Source organism: Thermodesulfobacteriota bacterium, from assembly GCA_035559815.1.
Taxonomy (GTDB): domain Bacteria; phylum Desulfobacterota_D; class UBA1144; order Nemesobacterales; family CSP1-2; genus DATMAT01.
Genome location: DATMAT010000037.1, coordinates 47,819 through 68,289 on the forward strand (window position 1 = coordinate 47,819; position 20,471 = coordinate 68,289).

Consider the following 20,471-nt stretch of genomic DNA (forward strand, 5'->3'; position numbering starts at 1 on the left):
TTCCTGTTAAAACGGATAGGAAGGTTAGAGTTCCCTTCCTACTGCTTTAGCCACCGGCTTAGCCTTTTCCATGAGATCGGCAAACTTAGAAGGCTTGAGTGACTGTCCGCCGTCGCTTACGGCAATTTCCGGCTTATAATGAACTTCTATTATTAGACCATCTGCCCCGGCCGCAATGGCCGCAAGGGACATAGGAGTGACATACTGCCAATATCCCGTGCCGTGGCTGGGGTCAGCTACGATGGGAAGATGGGTCTTCTCCTTGAGCACCGGGACGGCATTCAGGTCAAATGTGTTCCTGGTTGCGGTTTCAAAGGTTCTAATTCCCCTCTCGCATAAAACAACGTTGTGGTTGCCCTCCGAAAGAATATATTCAGCCGCCATGAGGAACTCATTTATGGTCGTGGACATGCCCCTCTTAAGAAGTACAGGCTTATTGCATCGCCCCACCCGCCTCAAGAGGGCGTAGTTTTGGGCATTACGGGCACCGATTTGAAGCATGTCCGAGTATTCCGCTACCAGCTCCAAATCCTCGGTATCCAGAATCTCCGTCACTATAGGTAGTTGGGTCACCTGTCTGGCCTTGGCTAAAAGCTTTAATCCATCTTCACCAAGCCCCTGGAAGGTATAGGGAGAAGTTCTAGGTTTATAAGCTCCCCCTCTTAAAATGTCTGCTCCGGCCTTCTTTACCGCAACGGCGGTCTCGATAATCTGGCCTTCGTCTTCCACAGAGCAAGGCCCGGCTATAATAGCTATCTTATTACTCCCTATCTCTACATTCCCGACCTTTACCACCGTGTTTTGCGGTTTAAACTCACGGCTTGCCAGTTTATAAGGCTGTAAAATCGGGACAACCTTTTCCACCCCCTCCAGTATGCTGATTGATTCAAGATGATGCGGTTTTCCCCGCTCGTCCCCCACCACCCCTATCACCGTTCTCAGGACACCTTGAATGATATGGGGTTTATATCCAAAATCCTTTATGGTGGACAGCACCTTGTCAATTTGCTCCTGGCTTGCATCACTCTTCATCACTACAATCATTGTTGTTATCCCTCGTCGATTATAGCTTTAGCGTTTGTCGGGCAAAGGTGGATAATACATAGAAGCCGTTTTATTGTCAACTGGGATAAGCCGGCTGGTCCGGGCGATTCAGGCGTTTGAGTATTTGAGACGATAGATGTATATTTATTAATAATTTCATAAAGTAAGAAGGAGGAGAAAATGAGGAGAATAGGCTTATTTGTTATTATATTTACGATAGTTATCTCTTTTTCCTCGCTGAGATCGGCCTTTGGGCAAACAACCGGTGAAACAGAGCCTTCTCAGGGAACCGAGATCCCTCAATCGGCGCCTAATTACCCGATAATCGACAACGCAGGCATAGTTTATCCTCGGGAAGACCTAGACCCCTTTGGATATTCTACCCTGGGCGGGACCTCCGGCTTAGGAAACAGGGAAGACACCAGTACGCTCGGTACGGATACAAAACGAAAAAGCAACATTGAAGTTAATAAACCTAGGGAACGAAAGAGCCTAGAAGAAGAGACAGGTGCAACTGAGGAACAAACGGAAACAGGTTTTACCGAATCCGAGACCGCGTCTGAGCTACAATCAATTGGTTACACCTCACCGGCTAGAAAAGGCGGCCTCTACACCTGGAAAGACGAGAACGGAGTCGTACACGTGACCAATGATTTAGGGTCAGTCCCGCTCAAGTATCAGGACCAAGTAATAAAAGAATCGCAAGACTAACGGACTGACTCTGTACGACTACCCTAGTATAAACAGATTCTGAGGGCATTATATTTAGTCGTCTATTCCTCCTTTTTAGTATTCTTAAGCCTCTTTATTCTTTCTTCCAGATTGTCCAATCTATTGGTCATCTTTTTCATCTGTTCTTCGATAGTGTTAAGAGAATCATTCAAAGCATCGGTTTTCTTGAGAAGGAGGTACCCTATTACCAATAACGGAATCATTATGAAAATAAAGTGAAACCAGTATCCGGCTCCGTGGGTCCCACCTGCACATCCATTAAGAAGAATCAACCCATTAGCCAGTAATAGAGATACTAACACGGAGAGCCTCATCTTTTCTTACCTCCTCTGAAGGTTTTTCCCAATTTTCATAAACCTCAAATAGTAGATCTCTCTGCCTTCTGCTTTGAATTCAATCTCGTACTTGGTCATCGGCCGATTGGGCATCGCGCTCCGATACCCCGGTAGGGGAAATTCATTCCTGAACAACTTCGTTTTCTCGAAGGTTTCTATGATATGAGAAATGTATTCCTGATGGTCGCTGGCTATTTCAACCAGTGCCTCGTTCTTCAATACCCTTGATAAGACTTCTAAAAAACCGGGATTTATAATCCGGTGCTTTTTATGCCGGTCCTTTGGCCATGGGTCGGGGAAATTTATGTATACCGTGCTGAATGCAAGCGGAGTAAATATTTCCTCTAAAGCTATTTTTGCATCCATGAGCAAAAGTTTCACATTCTGTAGATTCTCTCTCTCCGCTCTTTTCGCCGCTTTTATAAGCCTCTTTCTTTTTATTTCTATTCCTATGAAATTCCAGTCTTCTTTTCTCCGGGCCATCTCCGTTATAAAACCTCCATCCCCAAAGCCGACCTCCAAGGCTAGTTCTTTTGGAGAACCAAAAACCTCGGATAAATCAAGGGGGAGATAATATTCTGTCACATCCAGGATGGGTGACGAAGTATGCATAGCCATTAGGTTCTCGATTTATACTAAAGCTACAAACGCTGGCTATATTTTGACTATTGATTGAGCTCAAAATCGTATAGGACTTAACTGATTTATTCAGGATGGCGAAAGGATGCTCGATATTAATCCCTCTTCTACCTTTATCCCATAGCTACCATCTACTGCTGCCATCTCACCCAATTTGCCGGGAAGAACCATCTCTATTTTGCCTCCTCTAGCCTTCTTATCCAGTTTCATCCTATCTATAATTAGGTTGATATCCAATGAATCAGGAATCTCCGTAGGCAGGCCCACCCTTGCTAGCAAAAGAGACAGCCTGTCGAGCTCATTTCTTCTCCATAACCCCATCTCCATGGCTATCTTCCCCTCGGCTACCATGCCCATCGATATGGCCTTGCCGTGAGAAATTGTGTAATTAGACAGGTTTTCAATGGCATGTCCAATTGTATGCCCAAAATTTAGAATTTTTCTCAGGTTCGATTCCCTCTCGTCAAGCTCCACGATCTCGCCTTTTATTTGGCAGCCTCTTTTTATAATGTGGATAAGGACTTCGGTATCAAAAGAGAACACACCCTCGATACTATCCTCGAGGAATTCAAAGAGTTTTACATCCCTGATCACACCGTATTTTATCGTCTCCGCCAGCCCCTCTCTTAGCTCCGTTTCCGGTAGCGTTCTTAGAGTTCGGATATCTATATAAACTCGGAATGGCTGGTGAAAAGCACCGACCAGGTTTTTTCCAAAACTAGTATCAACACCAGTCTTGCCGCCGACAGAGCTGTCAACACAGGCAACCAGGGTGGTCGGGGCTTGAATATATGGAATTCCCCGGTTGTAAGTGGCTGCGACAAAACCGGCTACATCCCCTACCACTCCCCCGCCGAGCGCGATTATCGCCGAATCTCGGCCCATCTTTAGCTTTAGCATCCCGTCTTCGAGCGTAGCCTTAGTCTCTCTGTTTTTGTGTTCTTCGCCCGTCGGGAATGGAATGAGGTGGGTAACTAGTTCGGCGCGTCTAAACTGTTTCAGCAGTTCCTCTCCGTACAGAGAGGCAACCCGCGAGTCAGTTATAATGGCGTAGGAGTGAGCCAGCTCTTCCATCTTCAGGTCTGATGGAATTTGTCCCAGTATCCCTTCACCAATTATTATCTCATAGGACTTGTCTTCGACCTTTTTCAGGTTCACTTTTACTTTTTCCATCTTTTTAATACTGCCCTTGGAAACTATTTACCTATGGGCAAGCCAGGGTTTTGAATATCTTGCATCCCAGGGAAAATGAGAAAAGCAAAAATCATTTTTAAAACCCCTTCCTGCTCTCCGTGGCCAGAGGCCGGCTAAATTCTCATATCGGAAATTCGAGCAAAGACCACACCGGATAAGGTTTTAATTTATTCCTTCCTTTAAGCTCGGTAAGCTCCACCAGAAACAAATAACCAACTATTTCTCCGCCCATCTTTCTCACCAGGTTTCCCACTGCGGCTGCGGTACCGCCGGTCGCCAGCAGGTCATCAACCAAAACCACTTTGCTCCCACCGGAAATAGCGTCCCGGTGAACTTCGAGCACGTCTTTTCCGTATTCCAAATCATACGAAACGTTTATTGTTTCATATGGTAGTTTCCCCAGTTTCCTTACAATTACAAGGCCTGTACCCAGTTTGTACGATAGTGCCGAAGCGAATATAAAGCCCCTGGCCTCGACACCTACCAGATACTCCGCTCCGCTTGCCGCTATAATTTCAGCCATCTTATCTATGGCCCGCCGAAACGCTTTCGGGTCTTGAAGAAGGGGGGTTATGTCATGAAATATTATCCCTTCCTTTGGGAAATCTGGTATGTCCCGGATATACTGCTTAAGCTCCTTCATGCTGTATTCTCCTCATGGTAAATACTTTAGTGGATTTACCGGTCTTCCTTCCTTTCTTATCTCGAAATGCACATGCGGTCCGCTGGCGTTTCCGCTCGAACCCACCTCTGCAATTACGTCCCCCGCCTTCACGCAATGTCCTGCTTTCACGTGATTTTTCTGGTTATGGGCATAAACGGTCCTGACCCCGTCCCCATGCTCGACGATTACAATTTTCCCGTACCTCGAGTATCCGTCAAGGCTTTTACCGCTCAAGACAACCAACCCATCTGCCACCGCTCTGATCGGAGTGCCGGTGGGGGCAGGAATATCTATTCCGGAGTGAAAGCGACTGAACCCCCTTCTTCCGAACCCGGAAGAAACCTTCCCATAGACTGGCCAGGTTATCGAACCGGAAGCTTTTTGGCCGGGAATAATTATCATTTGTCCGACAGAGATTTGGGTAATATCGTTGATGCTGTTTACCTTGGCTATTTCTTCCAGGCTAACACCATAGTTCTTGGATAGACGATAAAGCGTCTCACCACTCCGCACAACATGATATTTCTCTTTTAATACAAAAGAACGGTTATTTCTAATACAGTTTTCTAGGCCCTTGGGAGCCGCTGATTTAGGAACAGTCGCCGGACGCCTGGCACAAGCATGACTAAATGCGAGAACGAGCAAGAGCAAAGGCCATATCCACAGCTTCCTTGGGAGTTGTGACTTTTTTGATTTCAGGCGACACCTCCCATGTGTCAATTCCGATAATTGGAATCTCTAACTTCAAGGCAAAGGCAATTTCAGACAGGGTTCCATAGCTTCCGCCTATTGCAATTATAGCATCACTGGAGCGGACTACTATGATGTTTCGTGCATGACTCATTCCAGTAACCACGGGTATATCGACATAAGGATTTGCCTCGGATTTACTAAAACCGGGAATGATTCCTATAGTCAGCCCTCCCTCAGATTTAGCCCCATGGCAAACGGCTTCCATTATCCCCCCGAGTCCTCCGCATATAACCACACCCTTTCTTTTTGCAACCTCCCTGCCCACCTCTTCCGCCGTTTTATAATCCTTATCAGAAGCCTGATTTGCCCCTATAACACCGATTATAGTGTACATTTGGGATTCAATTCGATGACTGACCGATCGGGTGTTGATTACAAGGGTCTAGTTTACCCTTGTTTTTCAATTCACAAAAGTGGCAAATAGTCCCAGTGTAGGAAGAATAGATTCAACTTTCTTCTGGGAAATCTGGAATTGCTTTAGATTTCTAAGGGGCAAAGCTTATAGCTAAGATAAAGGCCGGATAAAATCCGGTAAAAGTGGAGCTTGATGCGGCTGCGCGTCAGAAGCCTCCCTAGGGGAAGAAAGTCTACGCCCTGGTCTCAGCCCGGGAAAATAAGAGCAGAGGTTAGTACAAGAACAACGGCTATAGTTTTAAATAATTTCTTCATTTGTTTTTCTTCACATTCTTTCAACTTGAAAAAGTATGGATTCTGGCACTCCCATATTACCTTATGTCCCATCCAGAACATAAATCTTTGTATCAGGTTTAATAATTAGAAATCAATCAGAGGATCATGGTATTTTGCCTGCAGCAAATAAGTACCAGTATGACTTATAGGACTTATCGAAACTCGGCTGGCCGGGTGACCATCCATTCAGAATAACCTATCATTTTATGATAGCGTACACCAGCTCGTCGATGGTTTGGCCTACCTTGGTAACTGATTTTCTGAGGCAGCCCTCGAATTTAAAACCGGCCTTCTCCAGTACCCTTGCCGAGGCTTGATTCCATTCAAACACCTTAGCATAGATTCTCACCACATTGAAGTGATCAAAAGTGTATTCGGTCATTGCTTTAACTGCCATCGTCGCTATTCCCTTCCCCCAGAAAGGTTCTCCCAGCCAATAACCAATCTCGGCAGACCTACTGTAGACATCGGTCTGAGGGGCAATACCTATGCCTCCGATAGCTTCATCTATGGATGCTATAGCAAACCGTGTTTCCGGTTTCTGATCCTTGGCATTAAAAACCCATTCTAGGGCGTTAGTTATGGTGTAAGGATGCGGGAATGAATCTCGAAGATTGACCCAGACGTTTCGATTATTTGCATATTTAACTATAGCCTCTACGTCACCAACATCCCAACTTCTTATGCGCCATTGGCCTATACTAATTACCATTATGGCATTCCTTTCCAGCTCGCCTCAGGACAAAAACCTTGTCTGGTCATTTATAGACATTAGAAACATATTTTATGTTATGCCGATGCGACTCAAAACCAAAAATCTTACCAATCTTATGCAAGAAGTGCTCACTTCATCCAGTACTTTACCACCAAAAAGCCAAGCACAAGAAGGATAAAAAATAGGGTAACAAGTATGTTGAAATATTTATCTATGAAGGTTTTTATGCCGGCGCCGAAGAAATAGATAAGACCTCCCTCGATAAAAAACCGGGCTGACCGGCCGATGGCTGAGGCCAGTATGAATACAAAAATATCTATTTTAAAAACTCCGGCCGCAACCGTGAATACCTTATAGGGAATAGGCGTAAAAGCCGCCCCGAGTATGGCCAGAAATGCGTTCTGTTCGTACTTCCGGCTAACATAAAGAAAAGCATCGGAACTGAATACGTAAGTGAGAAAAAAATCATCTACTATTTCCCAGATCCCCCAACCGATATAATACCCAAATAGCCCTCCCACCACCGAAGCCATCGAACATACCGCAGCGTACATCAAAGATCGTCTTGGAATTCCCAAGCAAAGCGCCATAAGAAGCGGGTCCGGAGGAATCGGAAAGAAGGAGGACTCCGCAAATGCAACCAGGATTAGTGCCGGGATAGCGTATCTGGTTTCAGCCCAGTGTAGAACCCAATTGTATAATTTTCTGAGCATGCCGAGTATGTTAATCCAGCTTTAGTTTCTCGAGGAAGTCGTAGTCCGTAAGGTCAAGTTTTATCGGTGTTACAGATACATATCCCTGCCTAACCGCTACTATATCAGAGTTTTCAATCTCTAAAGACCCGAGCTCGTTCCCGCCAATCCAGTAGTATTTTCTCCCCCTTGGGTCTATATTCTCCACTATAGGCTCTCCATAAACTCGTTTACCCTGCCTGGTTACTTTAACCCCCCTAACCCGGTCCTGGGGAAGATTAGGAATGTTCACGTTAAGCAGTGTACCTTCCGGGAGTCCCCTTCTTAGGACGTATTTCGAAATCATTAGAGCATAATGGGAGGCAGTTTCGAAGTGAAAGTCATTTTTGGTGGCTAAAGAAATCGCCACTGAGGGTATCCCCAGCAACGTTCCTTCCATTGCTGCGCTCACCGTCCCTGAGTAGGTAATATCGTCCCCCAAATTTTCCCCTTTATTTATTCCAGATACCATTAAGTCTGGCCTTCTATTCTTCAAAAGTCCGTTTATAGCCAGATTTACACAGTCGGTGGGAGTGCCATCGACGCTATAAACGCTATCCGCAATCTCCTCTATTCTCAAAGGACGATAAAGGCTCAAGGAATGACTTACCGCACTCTGGTCTCGATCCGGAGCAACTACAATAATTTCCCCTATAATTCTCAGGGCTTCACAAAGCGCGTTAAGCCCAGCAGAGTTTATTCCGTCATCGTTCGATATAAGAATTCTAATCGGCATATTATTGTTCAGCCACAAATAGGCAAATTACAACGACTCAAACCCAAATCACAAAGAAGCCCGCTTGTTGAAATACCGGATTTCTGAAATTGGATATCTTGAATCGGGAATTTGTTTAATATGTCTGGCCTGAAGTTTTGAATTTGTTTTTGACCTATGCTCATTAATATAAACTTATTGGTAACACGATATGCTGAACCATAAATGGTCGGGGTGACCGGACTTGAACCGGTGACCCCCGGCCCCCCATGCCGGTGCGCTACCAACTGCGCCACACCCCGTTTTATCAATGGTATTTAGGGGGAGAAGGAAAATATCAGTTTGTTATTTGATATTAACACTGATAGATTTTAACTCATCCAAGATTTCATGCAATAATTCATTCACTTTCGTGCTCACACGCTTCTTGTTCATCTCTTCTCTGAGTTTTTTCTTGGCCCCGGATATGGTAAAGTTCTGCTCATAAAGCATGTGTTTTATCTTCATGATGGTATGGATTGTTTCCCGGTCATATAACCTCTGGGATTTTCTTCTTATGGGAGCAATTTCTTGAAATTCACTTTCCCAGTATCTTAAGACGTAAGGCTTTACGCCCGTAAAATCGCTTACTTCACCAATTCTGAAGTATATTTTGTCGGGAAGCTTAAGTTCTTCTGCTCTTTCGTCGAGCATGCGATACACCCTAGAATAAATCTTTTAAAAAGTCAAGCACGGACAACTAAAATCTTCTCGACCTCAAAACAAGGAATGCTACTCGATGTGAGATTTAGAGTTACCTGTTGCAATATTCATTGTAAGTATAACGGTGTAATTTTTAAAGGCAAAATGGCTTTATCCCTTTCTACGGTTATATGGATATCTAATCAGATTGGACGACCAGGAGCACGGTGTTGGTGTTATTCTCTTTGCGATGGACTCTCCGCGCTTCCATGCGCATTAATTTATGCCCGCCTTCCGGAAACTCCTTTTTGACCTGGATCGGTCGTGATTCGGCTCCTCCTTCAAGCACCTCGTCTAAAAATTCTCGTAAACCTGCAATATTCCAATAGCCATAATTCAAATCAAAAAATAGTTGGTTTTCCACTTCCTCCTTAGAAAGATGAAAAGCCTGACAGAAATGGGTATTAGCAGTCACCACTCTCATATCCGAGTCGAGCACAACCAGAGGGTCCCTCATCATATCAGCTAAGATATCTGCATATGCTCTCGCCTCGAGCATCAACTGTTCGTCCCACTTGTGCTCGCTGATCTCATGCTTAAGAAACTCTCTACACAATGCCAGCTCTTTGGATAGCTCCTCAACTTTATTCTCTAGTTCACGGTAAGCTCTTCGAAGCCTGCTCTGGGCCCGGCTGCTCTCTTCTACAAGCCTTTCCAGTTCTTTATTTCTTAGCTCGGTCTCTTCTGCAGCGCTGATAAAGTTAGGTATGTCGTCAGGATTTAGTAGTTTCTTCACAAAATCCAGCATCGGAGTCCTCCATAATGCACTTTTATTATTGAATAATTTGCAAATTTAATGCCGCTAATTTTTTATAAGTGTTTACTAGGAGTTACGAAGCATGGTTTTGTTCGTATTGGCTAAATTTGTCGCTATCCGACAATATTTGTCGACGATGACAGTTTGGGCCGTTATCTATTAGCTTTTAGATATATCAAAAATGAACAGACCTGGCTACAAAGCCTAAACTTGAAAAAATTATAAACTAATCAGGTATCCTTGACGGTAATCAAGCTTGAAGAAATAACTACTGGTCCCCTTCGGGAATAGATATAACAAAAATAAAGCGGGTTGGTTTCCTCAATACACCTCCGGCTTTCTGTCATCAAAGCACCTCATGGTTTGTCTAACGCTTTTCACCCGGTCTAGATTAATCTCGGCGATTATGAATCCCTCTTCCTCCCCTCCCTCGGCAAGCACCTCTCCCCAAGGGTCAATTATCAGAGAATGTCCCGGATACTCCTCTTTCTTATCCCATCCGGTTCGGTTACAGGCAACTACGAAGAACTGGTTTTCGATAGCTCTGGCTATTGCCAGGGTTCGCCAGTGCTTTACCCTTGCTTTAGGCCACTGGGCAGGAACTAGAAGAATTTCCGCGCCGTTTAGAGCCACTGACCTGGTCAGTTCCGGAAATCTCAAATCATAGCAGATTATTATTCCTAAGTTGCCTAATCCGGTGTTGACAACGATCTGTTCCTGCCCACAGTTGAAATAATTATTCTCTCCAGCCATCGAGAAGAGATGAACCTTCCTATACTTACCTATCTCTTTCCCCGAAACATCAGAGATATAAGCAGTGTTAAAGTAATCGCTCCCATCTTTTTCGATAAGCGAACCGGCAATTATCATTTCGTATTTTTTGGAAAGAGAGGAGATTTTTCTGAGCACCTCCTGTGAAAAAAGCCAAAGCTCGTTAGCTTTTTCCTTATCAAACTTGGCCGCCCAGAGCTCGGGCAGGACAACGAGCTTTACATTCTCCTGATGAAGATGCTCCAGTGCAGAAATTACGAAATCCACATTTCCCCTTACCTCATCGTTCCTAACATCAAATTGAACACAAGCCGCTTTGAATTTCATGACCTACAGTCTTATCATGCTGTCGCTCTGTCTAAATAACGCCCCTGAACGTTCTCCTGTGTATGGGACAGGGGCCAAATTTTTTGATGGCCTCGATGTGCTCTTTCGTTGGATAACCCTTGTGCTTATCGAAATTGTACTGCGGGTAGACACGGTGATAATCATCCATTATCGAATCCCTGGTAACTTTGGCTATAATTGACGCCGCTGCAATCGAGCAGCAGGTGGAATCGCCGGCTATCACGGTCTGCTGGGGGATTAACAAGGATATCCTGGTGTTCCCATCTATGAGAAGCGAGTCGGGCCTAACACTCAAGTTTTTTACTGCTATTTCCATGGCCAGAAGCGCAGCCCTGAGTATATTTATCCGGTCAATCTCCTCCGGCTCAACCACGCCTATACCAAACGATACCGCAGATCGTTTTATCAGGTCAAAGAGCACATTCCTTTTTTCCGGGGATAATTTCTTTGAATCGTTCAAACCATGAATCTCATACTCTTCAGGCAGTATAACCGCCGCAGCCACAACCGGTCCGGCAAGGGGTCCCCTCCCCGCTTCATCAATGCCTGCGGGTACCTTGCCGATCTCCCAAATTTTTCTCTCAAAAGAATAATCAGGCGGACTCAATTTTCACATTTTGAATTTCGGAATGCGCATTTTGCATTTAAATTCTTTAAATTCCGCAGTCCGAAATCATAAATCCAAAATTTATATAAGCCCGTAATCCCTCAAGGCGGTCTTAAGTTTCTCCAGATTTCCCAGCGACATTGGACAGAGAGGGAGCCTAAATTCACCTTTGATCTTGCCCATAACACTCAAGGCCTCCTTTACCGGAATGGGATTCGTCTCGATGAACATGGCTTCGTTCAAGGGTAAGAGTTTATAATGTAATTCCCTGGCTTGATTAAATTCCCCTCTTGCATACGCGTTATAAAGCTCGGCAACGTCTTTAGGAGCGACGTTTGCCGTGACCGTAATAAATCCCTTGCCGCCTATGGCCAGAATCGGAAAGTTTATGGCATCCTCTCCAGAAAGAAGAACAAAGTCCATTCCGCATATATAGAGAATCTTACTGGCCTGTTGAAGAGAGCCCGTGGCTTCTTTTACCCCGATTATATTCTTACAATCCTTTGCCAGCCTAGCTATCGTTTCTGGGGTCATATTGACCCCGGACCTTCCGGGAATGTTGTAGAGAATGACCGGTATTCTTGCTTGAGATGCTATCTCTTTGAAGTGGAGATAAAGCCCCTCTTGAGTGGGTTTATTATAGTATGGAACGACTGAAAGCACCGCATCAGCCCCTACTTTTTCCGCAAACTTGGTTAGCCTGATCGCTTCTTCCGTGCTGTTGGAGCCGGTACCAGCTATAACCGGTATTCTTTTTTTAACTGTTTTCACCGTCACCTCGATTACGTATTCATGCTCCTCATGCGACAGTGTAGGCGACTCACCGGTAGTGCCACACGGGACTATTCCGTGCGTGCCATTATCTATCTGAAATTCTATGAGGTTCCTTAGAGCATTTTCGTCCACACTTCCGCCCTTGAATGGGGTGACTATAGCTACGATTGAACCATGTATCATGAACAAACCTCCTTACCAGCCGCCTGGCTTCATTATATTTAAGCTATGGTTGAAATCAAGACAAGGTTAGGCTAAGTCTGGAGATTCGTGCCACACTCGGAACAGAATTTACTCTCTTTGGGAACTTTGCTGCCGCAGGAGAAACAATATATTGAAGCAAATACTCTTCGTCCGCTCTCAAGCGCCATGTTTATTCTTAGGTCCAAACCTTCGCAATGCTCCCTTACCTCTCTCAAAAACTCAATTATATCCACCGTACCTGGTGAATGGATGGTTAATTTGTAATCGAGGACTCCGGGTTCATAGTCAATCTGATTAATCATGTTGTACGGGATATCCCTGAACTTCTTGAATGAAGACGAATTTCTGGCGATGATTATCCTATGATTTGTAAGTATGAACCAGGAATTAAAATAGGTGTTGCTATCCAACCATCTTGGCGCTTTATAAATTGCCCGGAAATCCCGAAGTGTGAATAATATCTCTTCACCGGAGGTTAAATAACTGGCTAAACCTGTACGGATACCCGAAGGTAGGTCGGTAAGGTTTTGCTTTTTATCTCGCTTGATCCTATCTAAGAGTTGGGCGATAAAAGGAATCCTAAACATATTCTCTTATCAAGACCTCGGCTATTTGAATCGCGTTAAGCGCTGCACCTTTTCTCAACTGGTCTCCGGATACCCAGAAACTAAGGCCAGCCGGAACCGTATAGTCCTCCCTGATTCTTCCTACCAGGCAATCGTCTTTTCCGGCTGCATCTAGTGGCATGGGATATTTCGAATTTTGGGGTTCATCTACCACCTTAACTCCGGGAAAATTACTCAAGGCTTTTCGCGCTTCCTGAGGAGAGATTTTTCTCTCCGTTTCGATAGTTACAGCCACAGAATGGGCTCGAAATACAGGGACCCTTACCGTCGTAGCAGTCACCTGAATTGAATCGTCTTCCAGGATCTTTCTGGTTTCGTTGTGAAGCTTCATCTCCTCTTTTGTGTAACCGTTTTCGAGAAAAGTATCTATATGCGGCAGGAGGTTGAACGCTATTTGGTGAGGAAAAACTCCGCTCTTCATTGGCTCGCCCTTAGCCCAGGCCAGGGTTTGCAGTCGAAGTTCCTCTATAGCCTGAGCACCTGCTCCGGAGACAGCCTGATAGCTGGCCGCAACCACCCTTTTTATCCTGGCTAGGTCATGGATAGGTTTGAGGGCCATGACGGTCACGGCAGTGGTGCAGTTTGGATTGGCGATTATGCCTCTTAATTGGTAATCCGCTACTCGATGGGCATTTATTTCCGGAATAACAAGCGGGACGTCGGGCTCCATGCGGAAGGCTGAGCTATTGTCAACCACAACCGCTCCCGAATCAACCGCGACGGGGGCGAATTCTCTACTTCTCGATGCCCCTGCCGAAAAAAGAGCAATGTCGATGTTTTTGAAGGAGGTATGGCCGAGTTTATGAACCTTTATCGCGTTGCCCTTGAATTGAAACTCCATTCCCTGGGATTTTTCAGACGCCATTAGTCTTAATTCATCTACCGGGAAATTTCTCTCCTGGAGTATTTGAATCATCTCCTGCCCAACGGCGCCGGTCGCCCCTACTATGGCGACCTTATAGCTTTCCTTTTTCATACACTACCTCCAAACGATTATCAGAAACAGTCCGTGTATTAGCTAGCGACTATACTTCTTTTCGATTAATTTCACCCTATCTATGTTTGGGATTTCCTCTTTTTCCACACTTGAATTGAACCAAGCCTCGAGAATTTCTTTAGCCACGACCGGTGAAGTTAGCCTCAAACTCATCGCCAGCACGTTTGCATCGTTCCACTTCCTGGCGCCGCTAGCAGTTTGTGCATCCACACATAAAGCGGCCCTTATTCCCGGAACCTTATTCGCCGCCATGCTGACCCCGGTTCCGGTCCAGCAAAAGAGTATTCCTTGGTCGCAAACTCCATCGGCAACCCTTTCCGCCACTTTTTCGGCTACCTCCGCCCACTGCATTGATTCCCCGGCTAGCGGTCCATAAAGCTCCAGCTCGACACCTTTTTTCTCTAGCTCGTTGATAACGAAGTCAGTAAGGGGCGTGCGCTCGTCGCTCCCAACAGCTATTTTCATGGCAAACACCTCTTTCTCTTTTGTGTTTAGTAGTTTAAATCGATTGTATGAAAGGTTCAAGAAAGAGCCTGGTGCGACCTGGGCAGTATATTTATCGTGCTGGCAGGAATGGTTTACACACCCCTGTCGGCATGTCTATATTTAATAATCTTTACCTTTTCCATCGTAACCAACCCTTCCCTCACCGTTTCGTTAAGAAAAGGTAAAATCCTATTCAAATTCTCCTCAGTATCCACTAGCTCTATGACAATCGGTAAGTCCTCGGATAGCCGAAGTAGTTTAGCGGTGTGTATGCGACTATTAGCGCCAAACCCCATTATACCGCGAATAACCGTGGCCCCGGCCAGGTTTAACTCCCTTGCTTTAAGCACAATCTCTTCATAAAGAGCCCTCCCTTTATGGCTATCCGTCTCACCAATAAATATCCTCAGTAGCAACCCCTCTTCGGGCAAGTTCATTTTTCTGCCCTCCTATTTAAAAAGACCGATTAAATATCTGGAGATAACAAAGCCACAAAAAACCAGTACTAATCCCAATATATTACTCGCTAACATATTAAATATAGCAAATTTAATTTCACCCTCCCGAAGAAGGTTAAAGCTCTCCAGGCCATAAGTAGAAAAAGTGGTGAAAGCACCCAGAGTACCTATGAAAATAAATGCTCTGGTGCTGGGTGAAATAACCATTATTTCGAACAATTGCCAGAGAAACCCGATCAAGAAACAGCCAGCCAGGTTAACGATTAATGTCCCCCAGGGAAGTACTCCGTCCAAATATTTGTAGGTAAGGCCCGAAATAGCATATCGAAGCAAAGCCCCGGAGGCTCCGCCAATTGCGATAAGTAGTAGCTTTAACATTCTTTTTCTCCCGGATACATAGCAATGTGAGTATTCAAGGTCATATTTTGCTATCTTTGGTCGATCCGATTAAGGCTTACAGCCCTTATTTTAAGGATTAGATTTTTACGAGGAGTCATCAACTATCCAGGCAAGGATAGTGGTTGGAGGTGAACCCCATCACCTATTTCATTTAATCATATACGTAAATTCCTATCAGTCAATGCTATACCCTTTTCATGATATTACCGAGAGCACCACAATTCGGAGAGAAATATGTTATGTATTTTACGAGTTAATCAAAAAGGTTGACCTTCTATACTTTTTTCTATAATATATGCTGCACAGGGAGGAGCAAGAAGATAGATTACAAGGAGTTGGATAGACGAATCTCAGAAGTATTTGGTTTAGGCCAAAATTGTGTCTTTACACTCACCCTTGACAAACATGGGACCCTTTTGGAATTTGCCTACCCCCCCAAGCTGATAAAAAACAAGGTACCTGTAGATAATAAAACCGTGGTGGGGCGTGCTGTCATAGCTAAACGTCCTTACATCTCAAACAATATACAAAAGGAAAGCAGCTCGGTCATACTTAATTGCCTCATGGCAATGGGGACCACCCCGGTTCAAAAATCGATCACCTACCCAATAGTAATGGGCGAGCGGGTAATCGCGGTTATCCAGGTGGTAAGAAAGGGGGAAAATATTTCGGATGTCGCTGATTTTCAGAAGGAGGACCTGGAGAAAATCAAATCAGTCCTCGATGACCTGTTTACCCTTCATGTCGTGAAGCCGGCGGCAGGTGAGTAGGTTTGTGCTATCTGGAAGTTGCCGATAGGGCCGCCCGGGAAGCGGGCAAGATCCTTAGAGACCACCTTGGAAAAGTAAACGAGGTCGAGTATAAAGCTAAAAACAGCCTGGTCACCGAAGTAGACAGCCTCGCAGAAGAACTCATAATCAAAATCATAAATTCGAATTTCCCCTCACATGATATTTTTGCAGAAGAGTCGGGCAGGAATAAAAAGACTTCAAACTACTTGTGGATAATCGACCCTTTGGACGGCACTACCAACTATGCCCACACCTATCCGGTTTTCTCCGTATCAATAGCGCTTGAAGTAGATGACATCATCAGAATGGGATTAGTTTATGACCCGATGAGGGATGAGCTCTTTAGCGCCGAACTGGGCAAAGGTGCATATATAAACGGCAATATTATAAGAGTGTCAAAGACAAAAACCGTGGAAGAAAGTCTATTATGTACAGGGTTCACCCATGAGAATGAGTGGATGGTAGAGGAGAACTTGAGGCACTTCCAGAATTTTATAAGAAAGGCCCAGGCGGTAAGACGGGATGGCTCCGCCGCCCTTGACCTATGCTACGTTGCCTGCCGGAGGTATGACGGCTTCTGGGAATTAGGGCTTCATCCTTGGGATACAGCGGCAGGTTACCTAATCTTGAAAGAAGCTGGAGGACGTGTAACTGATTTCTCTGGCAATGAATTCAAAATCCACTTTGAAGAAATACTGGCCTCTAACGGAATCATTCATCAGGAAATGATGCAGGTACTCCTGTCCGGGAGAGAAATCCATGATTGAATAGGTTATCTCCAGACGAGGGATGATAGATATAAAGTTAAGGACGGGCCGGGTTGAGAATGCCGAAGCTATGACCATAATTCTCAGAGAGATTGGATGGTCTCAAAAAAGAAATGTACTACCGCTTGAGGAAGTATCGAACCCTATTGCCGAATTAACGCCGCACTGCCTAAAGACAGCAAAGGGCATACACTGCTCCTGGCGATGGATGAGAATGACCAGGTTATTAGGTTCATAAATGTTCACTGGGTCCCTTTTATAATGCTCGGCAGTTGGGAAGGTTACGTATCAGACGTTTTTGTAAGCCCCAAGGCAAGCGGCAAAGGCGTAGGGCGTTTACTGGTCGGAGCAGTAATGGAAGAAGGCAGAAAGCGTGGATGCACGAGACTTATGCTTACAAATGGAAGGGATAGACAGTCATACAAATAGGGGTTCTATTCAAAACTCGGCTGGACGGAGAGGCCGCTGGTAGCTAATTTCGTTTATGACTATAGAGAACCCTGGTCATGACCTTCCATCCAGCAGGATTAAACAAGCCGTTCGAACCCTAGGAAAAGCTTACTTAATCGCTCTTTATGCTAATCCTATTTGCAAAAAGAAAAGAAAGGGTACTGCCCAGAAACGGTTGGTCTTTATCCCATGAATAGTAGAGCGGATATGCCGGTTTTTGTGTCGGGGTCGTTATTTCAAAATGCCAAAAAGTGTGAGGTGTGTTATAACCATTGTGGTCACGCACAAATTGATAATAGTCCTCATCTAATGCCAGCCCGCTAGACGGCCCATGAGAAGCTATAAGCAGAACAATTACAATAGTAAAGACTGATTTTCTCAACTTCATTATTTTACCGTTCTTTTCGCCTGGTTCAAATTAATCCATTTATGAATAAGCCAAATCTCACCACAGGCAGCCCATGATACGGGAGATACATTCTTATCCCAGAGTGTCCTGGGAACATTATTCCAAATTCCACGAACGTCATGGTGTTAATTAACACATAATGTGTCCAAGTATGGCCGATTGTTTTCCTAAGTCTTGTTTTCACCCCAAAATTTTCGATATAATAGGCAACAATCGGGGTTATAATTTAGCAATACAATCCGAATTTTCAGCCATGATTTCCAAGGTTTTAAGCAGCTCAGTCTTCGGGATCGACGCTTATCTGGTAGAAGTAGAGGTAGATATTGCTTTTGGATTTCCGCAATTCTCCACGGTTGGACTTCCGGAAGGAGCAGTAAAAGAAAGCAAAGAAAGAGTGAAAGCGGCTATAAAAAACTGTGGCTACGACTTTCCTCAAAGAAGAATCACGGTCAACCTTGCCCCTGCAGACATAAGAAAGGAGGGCTCCGCATTCGACTTACCTATCGCCATAGGCATACTTTCGGCAACCGGGACTCTCAATCACGACAAGCTCTCCGATTATGTGATAATTGGAGAACTTTCTCTGGACGGAAGGATAAAGGCGGTGAGGGGAGCGCTGCCCACTGCTATTCGAGTAAGAGACTCCCGGCTCAAGGGAATAATACTCCCTAGGGAAAACGCTGAGGAGGCAGCGGTCGTTCATGGTATAGAGGTCATAGCCGTCGAATATCTGCCGGAAATCGTAGAGTTTTTGTTAGGACTCAAGTACATCAACCCAACCACTATCGACCTAAATCAATTATTTAATCAGAGCCGCGAGTATCAAGTCGATTTTCAGGAGGTGAAAGGGCAGGAGCACGTAAAAAGAGCGTTGGAAGTGGCAGCGGCGGGCGCTCATAACGTCCTCATGATCGGCTCTCCCGGAACGGGAAAGACTATGCTCGCTAGGCGCCTCCCGACAATACTTCCCGATATGAGCTTCGAAGAAGCGCTGGAAACGACGAAGATATATTCCGTCTCCGGTTTGCTATCCAATAATTCTGCATTAATTGCCACCAGGCCTTTCCGCTCTCCTCATCACACCATAAGCGATGCTGGTCTTATCGGGGGCGGAGCCATACCTAAACCCGGAGAGGTAAGTCTGGCACACAACGGCGTTTTGTTTCTGGACGAACTGCCGGAGTTTAGAAAAAATGTGCTCGAAGTGATGAGACAACCTCTCGAAGATGGAAACGTGACGATATCAAGGGCAGTCACCTCGATAACCTATCCGGCCAGATTCATGCTGATAGCGGCTATGAATCCTTGCCCTTGCGGGTACACTGGGGATCCACACAAAGAATGTACGTGCTCTCCAATCCAGGTCCACAAATATAGAGCGAAGGTATCAGGACCACTCCTGGATAGAATAGACATTCATATAGAAGTACCAACTGTTCGCTACAAAGAGCTAGCTAGCGAAACGGGAGGAGAATGCTCTTCCGATATTAGAAAACGGGTAAATCGAGCCCGAGAGATTCAGAGAAAAAGATTCGAGAGGATCGGTATCCACTCCAACGCTCAAATGTCTCCAAGACACATAAGAAAATTTTCAAGACCGGATGAGGCAGGGCTCAAGCTTTTAGAGATGGCCATAGACAGGCTGGGCCTTAGTGCTAGAGCCTACGATAGAATCCTTAAAGTCGCACGCACCATTGCCGACCTGGACGAATGCGAAACTATTCTTTCTAACCATATCTCAGAAGCCATTCAGTACAGAACGCTCGATAGAAATTTAATCTAGAGATTTGAAGAATCAGAAAGTTGCGGGATTACTACCAGTAGTAAGGCGATAAACCTATCGTCGGCACAGCAGTGGCATTTCTTGTCACAAAAATTTCATCAACTAAACAAGTAACACTATCCTTCCTGGGTTCCCTGTTTTAAATCTGAAACTGAGTAAACCTTTCCACAATTTAAACAGGTTACTTTTTCTAGGGATTTTGCATCCACGAACTCGGCATTAAGCTTCTCGGCAAACCTTTTTGATTCTTCAAATTTTTCAGCCCTGACCTTCTCCGAGTATTCTATCTGCCAGCCCGATACTTCAATCTCCTCTCTAAAAAATTTTTCCTTTGGGATATATATGTGAATGCTCTTTCCGCATTCGCAGGGCATAAAAATAAAAGGGGACATTTTGACCTCCTTTATTTCTCATCCGGAAATATCATATTTGGAATCAGTATAACACAGCAGTACTAAGCTGATTAAGTAAATGGGGATCATGCACTAAAAAGTAGGTTCATTATTCACTCCCGTCCCCTAATTTACTTCCTACCGTTATTTCTTTTATGCGGCATCTGCCACTTCTCGTTATCCTCTCCGATTTTTTTGAGGTCAATAGGTGAACCGCCAGAAAATAGAGCCTTTTTAATCGAAGGAAATATATAGAAGTGCAGCAGAATACAAATCGAAGCAGTGAAAACGATTAAATAAATTATAGCTTGCTTAACCTGTTCGATTACATACTGATCCATTACCGGAAATAATTTCTCTTGAACTTATAAAGGTCAATCAGGCTTTGGTGAGTTTTTTATCTCGAAAGCTGCGATCTTTTTGTGAAGGTATATTACTTTCGTATTAATATGTACTTCGTCTATGATGACCAGAAGGTATCAACAAAAAATAAGAATAA

At 44.8% G+C, this 20,471-nt stretch carries 27 protein-coding genes, 1 tRNA gene and 1 riboswitch; of the genes, 6 read left to right on the forward strand and 22 right to left on the reverse strand.

Annotated elements, in window-relative coordinates; all coding sequences use genetic code 11:
- Positions 1-24: 24 nt before the first annotated feature.
- Complete coding sequence (aroF, locus tag VNN20_10495; protein ID HWP92609.1) at positions 25-1,044, reverse strand: 3-deoxy-7-phosphoheptulonate synthase; 1,020 nt, start codon at positions 1,042-1,044, stop codon at positions 25-27.
- Between the two features lie 180 nt (positions 1,045-1,224).
- Here aroF and VNN20_10500 point away from each other — a divergent pair, with 180 nt between their 5' ends.
- Entirely contained in the window at positions 1,225-1,755 is a 531-nt protein-coding gene (locus VNN20_10500; protein ID HWP92610.1) for a hypothetical protein, read from the forward strand.
- Between the two features lie 62 nt (positions 1,756-1,817).
- Here the strand turns inward: VNN20_10500 and VNN20_10505 are convergent, their stop codons facing one another.
- The 20 genes from VNN20_10505 to crcB form a co-directional block, all read right to left on the reverse strand.
- Positions 1,818-2,090 carry a hypothetical protein gene (locus VNN20_10505; GenBank protein HWP92611.1) on the reverse strand — a complete coding sequence of 91 codons (273 nt, stop codon included), beginning with the start codon at positions 2,088-2,090 and terminating at the stop codon, positions 1,818-1,820.
- A 6-nt stretch (positions 2,091-2,096) separates the two neighbouring features.
- Positions 2,097-2,729, reverse strand: coding sequence for a tRNA (guanosine(46)-N7)-methyltransferase TrmB (trmB, locus tag VNN20_10510; protein ID HWP92612.1), 633 nt, complete (start codon positions 2,727-2,729; stop codon positions 2,097-2,099).
- A gap of 90 nt (positions 2,730-2,819) precedes the next feature.
- A complete protein-coding gene (gene aroB / locus VNN20_10515; protein HWP92613.1) occupies positions 2,820-3,923 on the reverse strand; it encodes a 3-dehydroquinate synthase in 1,104 nt (367 codons plus the stop codon).
- Positions 3,924-4,065: 142 nt separating this feature from the next.
- Positions 4,066-4,587 (reverse strand): adenine phosphoribosyltransferase, encoded by a 522-nt coding sequence (locus VNN20_10520; protein HWP92614.1) that lies wholly within the window; start codon positions 4,585-4,587, stop codon positions 4,066-4,068.
- Between the two features lie 12 nt (positions 4,588-4,599).
- On the reverse strand, positions 4,600-5,121 hold the full coding sequence (locus VNN20_10525) for a LysM peptidoglycan-binding domain-containing M23 family metallopeptidase (GenBank protein HWP92615.1): 522 nt from the start codon (positions 5,119-5,121) through the stop codon (positions 4,600-4,602).
- 112 nt (positions 5,122-5,233) lie between these two features.
- A complete protein-coding gene (locus VNN20_10530; GenBank protein HWP92616.1) occupies positions 5,234-5,695 on the reverse strand; it encodes a TIGR00725 family protein in 462 nt (153 codons plus the stop codon).
- Between the two features lie 555 nt (positions 5,696-6,250).
- Positions 6,251-6,763, reverse strand: coding sequence for a GNAT family protein (locus tag VNN20_10535; protein HWP92617.1), 513 nt, complete (start codon positions 6,761-6,763; stop codon positions 6,251-6,253).
- A 131-nt stretch (positions 6,764-6,894) separates the two neighbouring features.
- A complete protein-coding gene (locus VNN20_10540; GenBank protein ID HWP92618.1) occupies positions 6,895-7,479 on the reverse strand; it encodes a VTT domain-containing protein in 585 nt (194 codons plus the stop codon).
- A gap of 10 nt (positions 7,480-7,489) precedes the next feature.
- Complete coding sequence (surE, locus tag VNN20_10545; GenBank protein ID HWP92619.1) at positions 7,490-8,227, reverse strand: 5'/3'-nucleotidase SurE; 738 nt, start codon at positions 8,225-8,227, stop codon at positions 7,490-7,492.
- 211 nt (positions 8,228-8,438) lie between these two features.
- A tRNA-Pro gene (locus VNN20_10550) sits at positions 8,439-8,514 on the reverse strand.
- A gap of 43 nt (positions 8,515-8,557) precedes the next feature.
- Positions 8,558-8,905 (reverse strand): MerR family transcriptional regulator, encoded by a 348-nt coding sequence (locus VNN20_10555; protein ID HWP92620.1) that lies wholly within the window; start codon positions 8,903-8,905, stop codon positions 8,558-8,560.
- A gap of 187 nt (positions 8,906-9,092) precedes the next feature.
- Positions 9,093-9,701, reverse strand: coding sequence for a PAS domain-containing protein (locus VNN20_10560; protein HWP92621.1), 609 nt, complete (start codon positions 9,699-9,701; stop codon positions 9,093-9,095).
- Between the two features lie 330 nt (positions 9,702-10,031).
- A complete protein-coding gene (locus tag VNN20_10565; GenBank protein HWP92622.1) occupies positions 10,032-10,808 on the reverse strand; it encodes a carbon-nitrogen family hydrolase in 777 nt (258 codons plus the stop codon).
- Between the two features lie 31 nt (positions 10,809-10,839).
- Positions 10,840-11,436 carry a ribonuclease HII gene (locus VNN20_10570; protein ID HWP92623.1) on the reverse strand — a complete coding sequence of 199 codons (597 nt, stop codon included), beginning with the start codon at positions 11,434-11,436 and terminating at the stop codon, positions 10,840-10,842.
- An 81-nt stretch (positions 11,437-11,517) separates the two neighbouring features.
- Positions 11,518-12,393 carry a 4-hydroxy-tetrahydrodipicolinate synthase gene (gene dapA, locus VNN20_10575; protein ID HWP92624.1) on the reverse strand — a complete coding sequence of 292 codons (876 nt, stop codon included), beginning with the start codon at positions 12,391-12,393 and terminating at the stop codon, positions 11,518-11,520.
- Between the two features lie 71 nt (positions 12,394-12,464).
- Complete coding sequence (locus VNN20_10580; protein ID HWP92625.1) at positions 12,465-13,001, reverse strand: PH domain-containing protein; 537 nt, start codon at positions 12,999-13,001, stop codon at positions 12,465-12,467.
- Entirely contained in the window at positions 12,994-14,016 is a 1,023-nt protein-coding gene (locus VNN20_10585) for an aspartate-semialdehyde dehydrogenase (GenBank protein HWP92626.1), read from the reverse strand. Before VNN20_10585 ends, VNN20_10580 begins: the two co-directional genes overlap by 8 nt.
- Before the next feature lie 42 nt (positions 14,017-14,058).
- Positions 14,059-14,502, reverse strand: a complete 444-nt coding sequence (locus tag VNN20_10590) for an RpiB/LacA/LacB family sugar-phosphate isomerase (protein ID HWP92627.1) — start codon at positions 14,500-14,502, stop codon at positions 14,059-14,061.
- 113 nt (positions 14,503-14,615) lie between these two features.
- Positions 14,616-14,960, reverse strand: coding sequence for a DUF190 domain-containing protein (locus VNN20_10595; GenBank protein ID HWP92628.1), 345 nt, complete (start codon positions 14,958-14,960; stop codon positions 14,616-14,618).
- 12 nt (positions 14,961-14,972) lie between these two features.
- Positions 14,973-15,359 carry a fluoride efflux transporter CrcB gene (gene crcB, locus VNN20_10600; GenBank protein ID HWP92629.1) on the reverse strand — a complete coding sequence of 129 codons (387 nt, stop codon included), beginning with the start codon at positions 15,357-15,359 and terminating at the stop codon, positions 14,973-14,975.
- A gap of 102 nt (positions 15,360-15,461) precedes the next feature.
- A riboswitch (Fluoride riboswitch) is annotated at positions 15,462-15,532 on the reverse strand.
- Positions 15,533-15,715: 183 nt separating this feature from the next.
- Between crcB and VNN20_10605 the strand changes: the two genes are divergently transcribed.
- The 5 genes from VNN20_10605 to VNN20_10625 all read left to right on the forward strand — a co-directional run bounded on the left by VNN20_10605 (position 15,716) and on the right by VNN20_10625 (position 19,580).
- On the forward strand, positions 15,716-16,150 hold the full coding sequence (locus tag VNN20_10605; protein ID HWP92630.1) for a GAF domain-containing protein: 435 nt from the start codon (positions 15,716-15,718) through the stop codon (positions 16,148-16,150).
- 2 nt (positions 16,151-16,152) lie between these two features.
- Entirely contained in the window at positions 16,153-16,938 is a 786-nt protein-coding gene (locus VNN20_10610; protein HWP92631.1) for an inositol monophosphatase family protein, read from the forward strand.
- A gap of 22 nt (positions 16,939-16,960) precedes the next feature.
- Positions 16,961-17,176, forward strand: a complete 216-nt coding sequence (locus tag VNN20_10615) for a hypothetical protein (GenBank protein HWP92632.1) — start codon at positions 16,961-16,963, stop codon at positions 17,174-17,176.
- Positions 17,143-17,367, forward strand: coding sequence for a GNAT family N-acetyltransferase (locus VNN20_10620; protein ID HWP92633.1), 225 nt, complete (start codon positions 17,143-17,145; stop codon positions 17,365-17,367). Before VNN20_10615 ends, VNN20_10620 begins: the two co-directional genes overlap by 34 nt.
- Positions 17,368-18,050: 683 nt before the next feature.
- On the forward strand, positions 18,051-19,580 hold the full coding sequence (locus VNN20_10625) for a YifB family Mg chelatase-like AAA ATPase (protein HWP92634.1): 1,530 nt from the start codon (positions 18,051-18,053) through the stop codon (positions 19,578-19,580).
- A 116-nt stretch (positions 19,581-19,696) separates the two neighbouring features.
- On the opposite strand, the gene VNN20_10630 is transcribed toward VNN20_10625, so the two are convergent.
- A complete protein-coding gene (locus VNN20_10630; GenBank protein HWP92635.1) occupies positions 19,697-19,972 on the reverse strand; it encodes a hypothetical protein in 276 nt (91 codons plus the stop codon).
- Between the last annotated feature and the right edge of the window lie 499 nt (positions 19,973-20,471).

What these genes read in the sequence shown, in the direction of transcription:
- aroF (HWP92609.1), bottom strand. Translation starts at nt 1,044, where the DNA reads ATGATTGTAGTGATGAAGAGTGATGCAAGCCAGGAGCAAATTGACAAG.
- VNN20_10500 (HWP92610.1), top strand. Translation starts at nt 1,225, where the DNA reads ATGAGGAGAATAGGCTTATTTGTTATTATATTTACGATAGTTATCTCT.
- VNN20_10505 (HWP92611.1), bottom strand. Translation starts at nt 2,090, where the DNA reads ATGAGGCTCTCCGTGTTAGTATCTCTATTACTGGCTAATGGGTTGATT.
- trmB (HWP92612.1), bottom strand. Translation starts at nt 2,729, where the DNA reads ATGGCTATGCATACTTCGTCACCCATCCTGGATGTGACAGAATATTAT.
- aroB (HWP92613.1), bottom strand. Translation starts at nt 3,923, where the DNA reads ATGGAAAAAGTAAAAGTGAACCTGAAAAAGGTCGAAGACAAGTCCTAT.
- VNN20_10520 (HWP92614.1), bottom strand. Translation starts at nt 4,587, where the DNA reads ATGAAGGAGCTTAAGCAGTATATCCGGGACATACCAGATTTCCCAAAG.
- VNN20_10530 (HWP92616.1), bottom strand. Translation starts at nt 5,695, where the DNA reads ATGTACACTATAATCGGTGTTATAGGGGCAAATCAGGCTTCTGATAAG.
- VNN20_10535 (HWP92617.1), bottom strand. Translation starts at nt 6,763, where the DNA reads ATGGTAATTAGTATAGGCCAATGGCGCATAAGAAGTTGGGATGTTGGT.
- VNN20_10540 (HWP92618.1), bottom strand. Translation starts at nt 7,479, where the DNA reads ATGCTCAGAAAATTATACAATTGGGTTCTACACTGGGCTGAAACCAGA.
- VNN20_10555 (HWP92620.1), bottom strand. Translation starts at nt 8,905, where the DNA reads ATGCTCGACGAAAGAGCAGAAGAACTTAAGCTTCCCGACAAAATATAC.
- VNN20_10560 (HWP92621.1), bottom strand. Translation starts at nt 9,701, where the DNA reads ATGCTGGATTTTGTGAAGAAACTACTAAATCCTGACGACATACCTAAC.
- VNN20_10565 (HWP92622.1), bottom strand. Translation starts at nt 10,808, where the DNA reads ATGAAATTCAAAGCGGCTTGTGTTCAATTTGATGTTAGGAACGATGAG.
- dapA (HWP92624.1), bottom strand. Translation starts at nt 12,393, where the DNA reads ATGATACATGGTTCAATCGTAGCTATAGTCACCCCATTCAAGGGCGGA.
- VNN20_10580 (HWP92625.1), bottom strand. Translation starts at nt 13,001, where the DNA reads ATGTTTAGGATTCCTTTTATCGCCCAACTCTTAGATAGGATCAAGCGA.
- VNN20_10585 (HWP92626.1), bottom strand. Translation starts at nt 14,016, where the DNA reads ATGAAAAAGGAAAGCTATAAGGTCGCCATAGTAGGGGCGACCGGCGCC.
- VNN20_10590 (HWP92627.1), bottom strand. Translation starts at nt 14,502, where the DNA reads ATGAAAATAGCTGTTGGGAGCGACGAGCGCACGCCCCTTACTGACTTC.
- VNN20_10595 (HWP92628.1), bottom strand. Translation starts at nt 14,960, where the DNA reads ATGAACTTGCCCGAAGAGGGGTTGCTACTGAGGATATTTATTGGTGAG.
- crcB (HWP92629.1), bottom strand. Translation starts at nt 15,359, where the DNA reads ATGTTAAAGCTACTACTTATCGCAATTGGCGGAGCCTCCGGGGCTTTG.
- VNN20_10615 (HWP92632.1), top strand. Translation starts at nt 16,961, where the DNA reads ATGATAGATATAAAGTTAAGGACGGGCCGGGTTGAGAATGCCGAAGCT.
- VNN20_10620 (HWP92633.1), top strand. Translation starts at nt 17,143, where the DNA reads ATGGATGAGAATGACCAGGTTATTAGGTTCATAAATGTTCACTGGGTC.
- VNN20_10625 (HWP92634.1), top strand. Translation starts at nt 18,051, where the DNA reads ATGATTTCCAAGGTTTTAAGCAGCTCAGTCTTCGGGATCGACGCTTAT.
- VNN20_10630 (HWP92635.1), bottom strand. Translation starts at nt 19,972, where the DNA reads ATGTCCCCTTTTATTTTTATGCCCTGCGAATGCGGAAAGAGCATTCAC.